Here is a 6805-nt window from a genome sequence, read left to right as displayed (position 1 = left end):
TCAATTTTTCTTTCATCTACTTCGATTGCAAGACAAACCCCGCCATTCATCGTAACAGCAAGAGGTTGTGCCCCACCCATTCCTCCAAGTCCAGAGGTTAACGTAATCGTCCCTTTAAGAGAAGAGTGAAAATGTTGTTTTGCTAATTCAGCAAATGTTTCATATGTGCCTTGAACGATACCTTGGGAACCAATATAAATCCAGCTGCCCGCCGTCATTTGACCGTACATCATAAGTCCTTGTTGGTCGAGTTCATGAAACGTATCCCAGTTTGCATAAGCCGGAACAAGATTGGAATTGGCCATCAATACACGCGGCGCATTTTCATGTGTTTTAAAAATAACAACAGGCTTACCAGATTGAATGAGCAGTGTTTCATCATTTTCTAATGATTTTAGAGATGTGACGATTGTATCGAAACTTTCCCAATTTCGTGCAGCTTTCCCAATTCCGCCATATACAACAAGCTCCTCAGGATTTTCGGCAACATCTTGATCTAAATTATTCATTAACATCCGCAGAGCAGCCTCTTGTTGCCATCCTTTTGTATTGAGTTTTGTACCTCTATATCTTTTTATTTTCTCCACATAGTTTGAATTCATTTTGTTCCCTCCAGGCTAGTTGGTATTGATGTTGCTCCGAGCTTTAACCAATGTTGCATTGCTTCTATATCGATCGAAAAAACTCGATCATTTACGATGGATGGAACAACCTGTCTTGCTTCTTCATAAAATTTCCTTGTAACGGTTGACATCTTTTGAACACCACGAAATTCAGCCGCTTGAATACTGCAAATTGCTTCTACCGCTAGCACTCGCCGAGTATTTGTAATAATTTGATAAGCGTGTCGTGACGCGATTGTTCCCATACTAACGTGATCTTCTTGATTAGCTGATGAAGGAATACTATCAACACTAGCCGGATGTGCTAATGTTTTGTTTTCCGAGACTAGTGAGGCAGCGGCATATTGCATAATCATCGCACCTGATTGTAGACCAGGCTCTGGACTTAAAAAGGCTGGTAAATCATTTAGTTGAGGATTTACTAATCTTTCAATTCGTCGTTCAGAGATATTGGCTAATTCTGCAATGGCAATCTTTAAAAAGTCCATAGCAAAGGCAATCGGCTGGCCATGAAAGTTTCCACCAGACAATACCTTTTCATCACCAAGAAAAAGTAACGGATTATCTGTTGCTGCATTCATTTCAATTTCAAGTTTTTCTTTCACATAATTTAACGCTTGCCATGTAGCCCCATGAACTTGCGGAATGCACCTAATTGAATAGGCATCTTGTACGCGAATGTCTCCTTGTCTCGTCGTTAGTAGACTATCAGATAAATAGGATCTAATTCGGTTCGCTACGTCAATTTGCTCTTTATATCCACGAGCAAGATGAATATCCTCATCAAAAGCATCCAGAATTCCCCTTAAACCCTCTATGGTTACAGCCGAGATTAAGTCAGCTTGATAGGCTAACTTTTCTGCCTCTAGATAGGCAACTACGCCCATTGCGGTCATCGCTTGAGTGCCATTAATAAGGGCTAGCCCCTCCTTTGCTGTAAGGGTTATTGGGGAAAGCGATTCTTGCTCTAGTGCTTGAATTGCTGTTGTTTTTTGACCTTTATACAGCACATCACCTTCTCCTATTAACACGAGAGCAAGATGTGAAAGTGGAGCTAGATCACCACTTGCGCCCAAAGAGCCTTGTTGTGGAATAATAGGATGAATTTCGGCATTTACCAAATCAATTAATCTTTCAATGATAATAGGACGTACACCCGAAAAACCTTTGAGTAAGGCATTGGCACGTAAAACAAGCATTGCTCGTGAAACAACCTCTGGAAACGGATCACCAATTCCGCATGCATGTGAACGAATTAAATTGAGTTGAAGGAGCTCAACGTCTTCTTTTTCAATGAACACATCACTAAATTTCCCGAAGCCTGTAGTAATACCATAAACAACTTTTTCCTCGGAAACGATTTTTTCAACCGCTTTTCTGCTTGCCACCACACGTTTTAAGCTTTCATCCGAGAATCCAACTTTTTCTCCTTTAAATAGGATTTTTAGTAAAGTAGAAAAGCTTAAGCTTTCTCCATCTAGCAAGATCATTTTTACTACTCCCCTCATGCCCTTTAGCTGATTAAAGGGTCAATAAAAAAGGGGGCTATATCGATGAAATCAAAGATTTCATGATATAGCCCCCTGCTTATCTATTAACTATGGGCACTTTATATATGATTAATACCAAGGCCAATCGTTTCATGCTCAGAGCCTTTTACTGGAGCACCAATTGTTCCATACAGTGCTACAGCAATCCAATCTCCTTCTTGCTCATGATCATATGGATTGCCACGTAAAACCGCGAAAGAAAGTCCAACGGTTCGTAACACTGAACCTAACTGTACTTGACCTCGGGTTACACCATGTAAGGCTTCCATAATCGCATGATATAATGCATGTGATTCACGATAAACATCAGACTGAATGATGCCATTTTTCTTTGCTGCTGTTTCAATAGATGCAACGACTTTATTCGCCTCCATCGAACCCACTTTCCCCAAACAGCCCCTCCATTTGTTTTGTTGAAGGAATTGAAGCTGTTCGTTAGGATTTTCGGATAACAACAGCATAATTGCATTTCGTCCAATTAATCGATTTTTAATTAATGCCATAATAACAACTCTTTCTTTTCATCTAATGTCTAGTATCTAAAATTATCCTATGCATGTGTTTGTTCTTTGAGTACTATATTTTTTAGAAGAAACAAAAAATAATAGAGTAAGAGGATTCGATATATGAAAAAAGAAAGGCTTTCACAGCCTTCCTACATTTATTTTTATGCAGTTCCAAATGATAATCCTACTTCTTTTAACATTTTTCTGTAGGCAATACTAACTCTATCGCTCTTTAAATGTAGCTCTGCTTGAAGATCTAGTGGAAGTAACTCTGGTTTTTGATTTTCTACAATAATTTTGTCTTGTTCAATTAAAAGGTCTTGAAAATCCACAAATACCTTTTCATCTTCATCGAGCGCATAATTGCGTTCCATAATCATAAACGCTTTACTTTTTTCTTCATTTACTGGTGAAACGATAAGATAAAGATCAAAAAACTCTTCAGAATGATCAATTCTTTTTGTAAACCCTGCACAAAGTGGATGAAAGACTTTATACGTGTATTTTGCATGGACGCCATGCCCTCTTCCATCTGGATCTGGTTGATAAATGTCGATTTCATCAGAAACTAGAACTCCATCTTGCTCATGCACCTCATAATCACCAATTTCAGGAAACTGACTGTCTCCAAGAAGTCCTTCATGAACGAACATAAGATGTGAAACGTCTAGGAAATTTTCAACAACCCGTGGCCCTGCTGCATTGATTTCATAAGGCCCCATTTCAACACGAACCAATTCATTGCCCACATTTTCTTCACCAATAGCGGGGTGATGTTCTGGTTGACCCAGGCAGACCCATACTAACCCGGCTTCTTCAACACAATGATAAGTAATGGCTTTTGCCTTTCTTGGTATCGCCTTTCCTATTGGCATTGCTGGGATTTTTGTGCATGTTCCACACGTATTATAGGTCCATCCATGATATGGACAAACAATTGCATCATTCACAACCTTACCTAATGACAGTGGTACTCCGCGGTGAATACATAAATCTTTAAAAGCATGCACACCTTGAGACGTACGAAATATGACAATCTTTTCACCAAGAACTTCAGCAGCCTTTGGAAGATCAGCTAACTCTTTCGATAATAGGACCGGATGCCATTGATGAAACAAAACAGGATCTTTCACTTGCATGACATGTCATCCTTTCCGATTATTCTGGAATTGTTCCTTTTACACCTTTAACAAACCAGTTCATGCTAAGAATTTCTTCAAGAGGAATTGTTTCTCCCTCATCGAGCTTAATTTCTCCTGACTGATCATAAATAGGACCACTAAATACCTCGAAAGTTCCATCAATGATTTCTTGTTTTTTCGTATTAACAGCATCCTGAACATCCTGTGGTACATTTTTACCGAATGGAGCTAAGTCAACCATCCCTTCTTTTAAACCTCCATAATAGGAATTCGTTTCCCATGTCCCATCTATTACACTTTGCACAACATCAACATAATAAGGTCCCCAGTTAAGAGTTGGATTCGTTACATAAGTCTCAGGAGCGTATTTGTTCATGTCAGAGTCATTCCCCATTCCCCAAACGCCTCGTTCAGCAGCAGCTTGGATACCCGCTGGTGAATCTTGATAGTTTGCTAGAACGTCAACACCTTCATCTAATAATGTAATAGCTGCCTGTCTTTCGGTTGCAGGATCAAACCACGTATTACTCCAAACAACTGAAACTTCAATATCTGGATTTACACTTTGTGCACCTAATGTGAAAGCATTAATTGTGTAAATCACCTCTGGTATTGGGAAGGCACCAACATAACCAATTTTATTGTTTTCTGTTAACTTTCCAGCCGCAATCCCAGCTAAATATCCGGGCTGATACCCTTTCCCTTGGTATGTACCCAGGTTTTCAGCGGTTTTATAACCAGTTGCATGCATAAACACAACATCAGGATATTTTTTAGCTACATTCACAGTTGGATCCATATATCCAAAGCTTGTTGTAAAAATAATGTCATGATCTTGAGCAAGTTCTTCAATAACACGTTCAGCATCAGGACCCTCCGGAACATTTTCTACTGTTGTCGAGGTAATACCAAATGTTTCATCAACCATTTGTCTTCCTTTATCATGCTCGAACGTCCAACCTCCATCACCAGGTACACCAATATAAACAAATGCTACTTTTGGTAATTCCTCTGTTTCTGATTCTGTTTTTGTTGCTTCTGTTTCTTCTTCTGTTGTCTCAGGTTCAGCAGGCTGTGAAGACTCCTGAGAACAAGCAACAATAACCATGAACATCATGATCAATACAAATAAGCCCATTATTTTTTTCTTCAACTCAATATCCCCCTTATTTTAAAAAAATCTATTCAATTACCGGATACACCACCTCCTTAAGTGATCTGATCATTAAAATCGTTGCTCGCGGAAATACGGAACTCCTAATGACTTTGGTTCAATCGGAGGTTTGTTTCTGTTTTTCCAGCCAACAAACATTAAGACTACAATCGTTGCAAAATAGGGAATCATTTTCAGAAAATAAGATGGAACCGGTATTTCAAATAGTTGCATACGAAAACCAAGTGCATCAAGGCCACCGAAAAAATAGGCGCAAAATAATGCGTAGATAGGATTCCAGCGAGCAAAGATAATTAAAGCAATCGCAATCCATCCTCTTCCAGCTGTCATTCCTTCTATCCAGTTCGGTGAATAGGCCATGATGAGATAAAATCCTGATAGTCCCATAAGCATCGAGCCGAAAATGACGTGAAAATAACGAAAACCTGTTACTGAAATCCCCATCACATCTGTAGTTGAAGGACTATCACCAACCGCTTTTAAATGAAGGCCCCATGAAGTTTTGTACATATATAAATAAAGAACAATCGTTAACACGATACTCATCCAAATGAAAAGATCGAGGTTTGAAAACACCTTACCGATCACAGGGATGAACTCCAGCCAACTTAGCTCCACCTTCGGAACGGATACCGGTAACGCAATTCCTGCTACAGATTTACCTAAATACGCACTCAGTCCCGTACCGAATAAAGTGATCGCTAACCCACTCACAATTTGATTAGCACCTAAACTAATACTTAAAAATGCATGAATAAGTCCGAGGAATCCTGAGGCTAATAAGCAGGCAATAAATGTTACGAACAAGCTTTCGGTTTCAATAAAAACAATACATGACATGACTGCCCCAATTAGCATAATGCCTTCAGTACCAAGATGTATGACGCCTGCTTTTTCACTTAAAATTCCTCCTAGTACCGCAAACAGCAATGGTGTACCAGATGATATGGCTGCTGTTAAGAGCAAAATGAAAACATCCATTGTCGTGCCTCCCTTCCTTATTTTTTTAATAAACGAAAATCACGGTTATCTTGTTTCTTACTTTTTCACACGAAATTTGCTAAGCATTTCTCCACCAATTAAGCAAAATAAAATGGCACCTTGAAGCATTAGAGACATAGAAGATGGTAGGCCAATGGTTTGAACACTATAACCACCGACTATTAACCCACCAATAAAAATCGACGAAACAATCATTGCCCATGGGTTTAATCTGGCAAGCCATGCAACGATAATAGCTGTGTATCCATAACCTGGTGAAATACCATACATGAGCCTTCCTGCAACACCAGATACCTCAATCATTCCAGCTAACCCTGCCATCCCTCCGCTAATCATCATAACTAGGAGAATGTGTTTATTAATTTTGATACCGGCGTATTTAGCCGCTGATGGATTAGCACCTAATACTCTTAATTCATAGCCCCAACGGGTTTTTAAAATGAGAAATGCAAATAAAACAACCGCGATTATTGCAAACAATACTCCAATATGAAGTCGAGTATCACCTATTGTGGCAAGTAATTGTGAAGGTAAAAACATTGGAGTTCCAGGAAAATTAAAGCCTTCAGGATCTCTCCATGGTCCAAAAACAAAATAATCTAACAGCAAGAGAGCGATATAGTTCAACATCAAGGAAGTAATCAGTTCATTTACTTGAAAATAGGTACGAGGTAAGGCGGTAAGTAATCCCCATACAGCACCAGCTACTATTCCGACGATGACCATAAGTGGGATATAAACGATTCCAGGCAAGTTTGGAAAGTAAATGGTGATAGCTGTTGCTCCAATTGCTCCTAGTAAAAATTGC

Annotated in this window: 6 protein-coding genes and 1 pseudogene; all 7 read right to left on the bottom strand. The window is 39.2% G+C overall.

The window, feature by feature from the left end; translation table 11 throughout:
* Window positions 1-602 (bottom strand): annotated as a pseudogene (locus ACEWK1_RS27060) (urocanate hydratase); the annotation flags it as partial.
* Complete coding sequence (hutH, locus tag ACEWK1_RS27055) at window positions 599-2113, bottom strand: histidine ammonia-lyase (RefSeq protein ID WP_212134820.1); 1515 nt, start codon at window positions 2111-2113, stop codon at window positions 599-601. The gene hutH and the pseudogene ACEWK1_RS27060, both read right to left, overlap by 4 nt.
* Window positions 2114-2232: 119 nt before the next feature.
* Window positions 2233-2676 (bottom strand): hut operon transcriptional regulator HutP, encoded by a 444-nt coding sequence (gene hutP / locus ACEWK1_RS27050; RefSeq protein ID WP_212134818.1) that lies wholly within the window; start codon window positions 2674-2676, stop codon window positions 2233-2235.
* Between the two features lie 164 nt (window positions 2677-2840).
* Window positions 2841-3818 (bottom strand): aromatic ring-hydroxylating oxygenase subunit alpha, encoded by a 978-nt coding sequence (locus ACEWK1_RS27045; protein WP_121661675.1) that lies wholly within the window; start codon window positions 3816-3818, stop codon window positions 2841-2843.
* Window positions 3819-3837: 19 nt separating this feature from the next.
* A complete protein-coding gene (locus ACEWK1_RS27040; protein WP_232273460.1) occupies window positions 3838-4974 on the bottom strand; it encodes a BMP family ABC transporter substrate-binding protein in 1137 nt (378 codons plus the stop codon).
* Window positions 4975-5046: 72 nt separating this feature from the next.
* Window positions 5047-5976 (bottom strand): ABC transporter permease, encoded by a 930-nt coding sequence (locus ACEWK1_RS27035; protein ID WP_212134817.1) that lies wholly within the window; start codon window positions 5974-5976, stop codon window positions 5047-5049.
* Window positions 5977-6033: 57 nt separating this feature from the next.
* On the bottom strand, window positions 6034-6805 hold a 772-nt coding region (locus tag ACEWK1_RS27030; protein WP_416636837.1), incomplete at its 5' end, for an ABC transporter permease.

It is taken from the genome of Metabacillus sp. YM-086, assembly GCF_048059995.1.
In the GTDB taxonomy this organism is placed as follows: domain Bacteria; phylum Bacillota; class Bacilli; order Bacillales; family Bacillaceae; genus Metabacillus; species Metabacillus litoralis_B.
This window is presented reverse-complemented; position numbering and strand designations above follow the sequence as displayed.

Coding starts and splice junctions, on each gene's coding strand:
- ACEWK1_RS27035 (WP_212134817.1), bottom strand. CDS start 5,976: ATGGATGTTTTCATTTTGCTCTTAACAGCAGCCATATCATCTGGTACA.
- hutP (WP_212134818.1), bottom strand. CDS start 2,676: ATGGCATTAATTAAAAATCGATTAATTGGACGAAATGCAATTATGCTG.
- ACEWK1_RS27045 (WP_121661675.1), bottom strand. CDS start 3,818: ATGCAAGTGAAAGATCCTGTTTTGTTTCATCAATGGCATCCGGTCCTA.
- hutH (WP_212134820.1), bottom strand. CDS start 2,113: ATGATCTTGCTAGATGGAGAAAGCTTAAGCTTTTCTACTTTACTAAAA.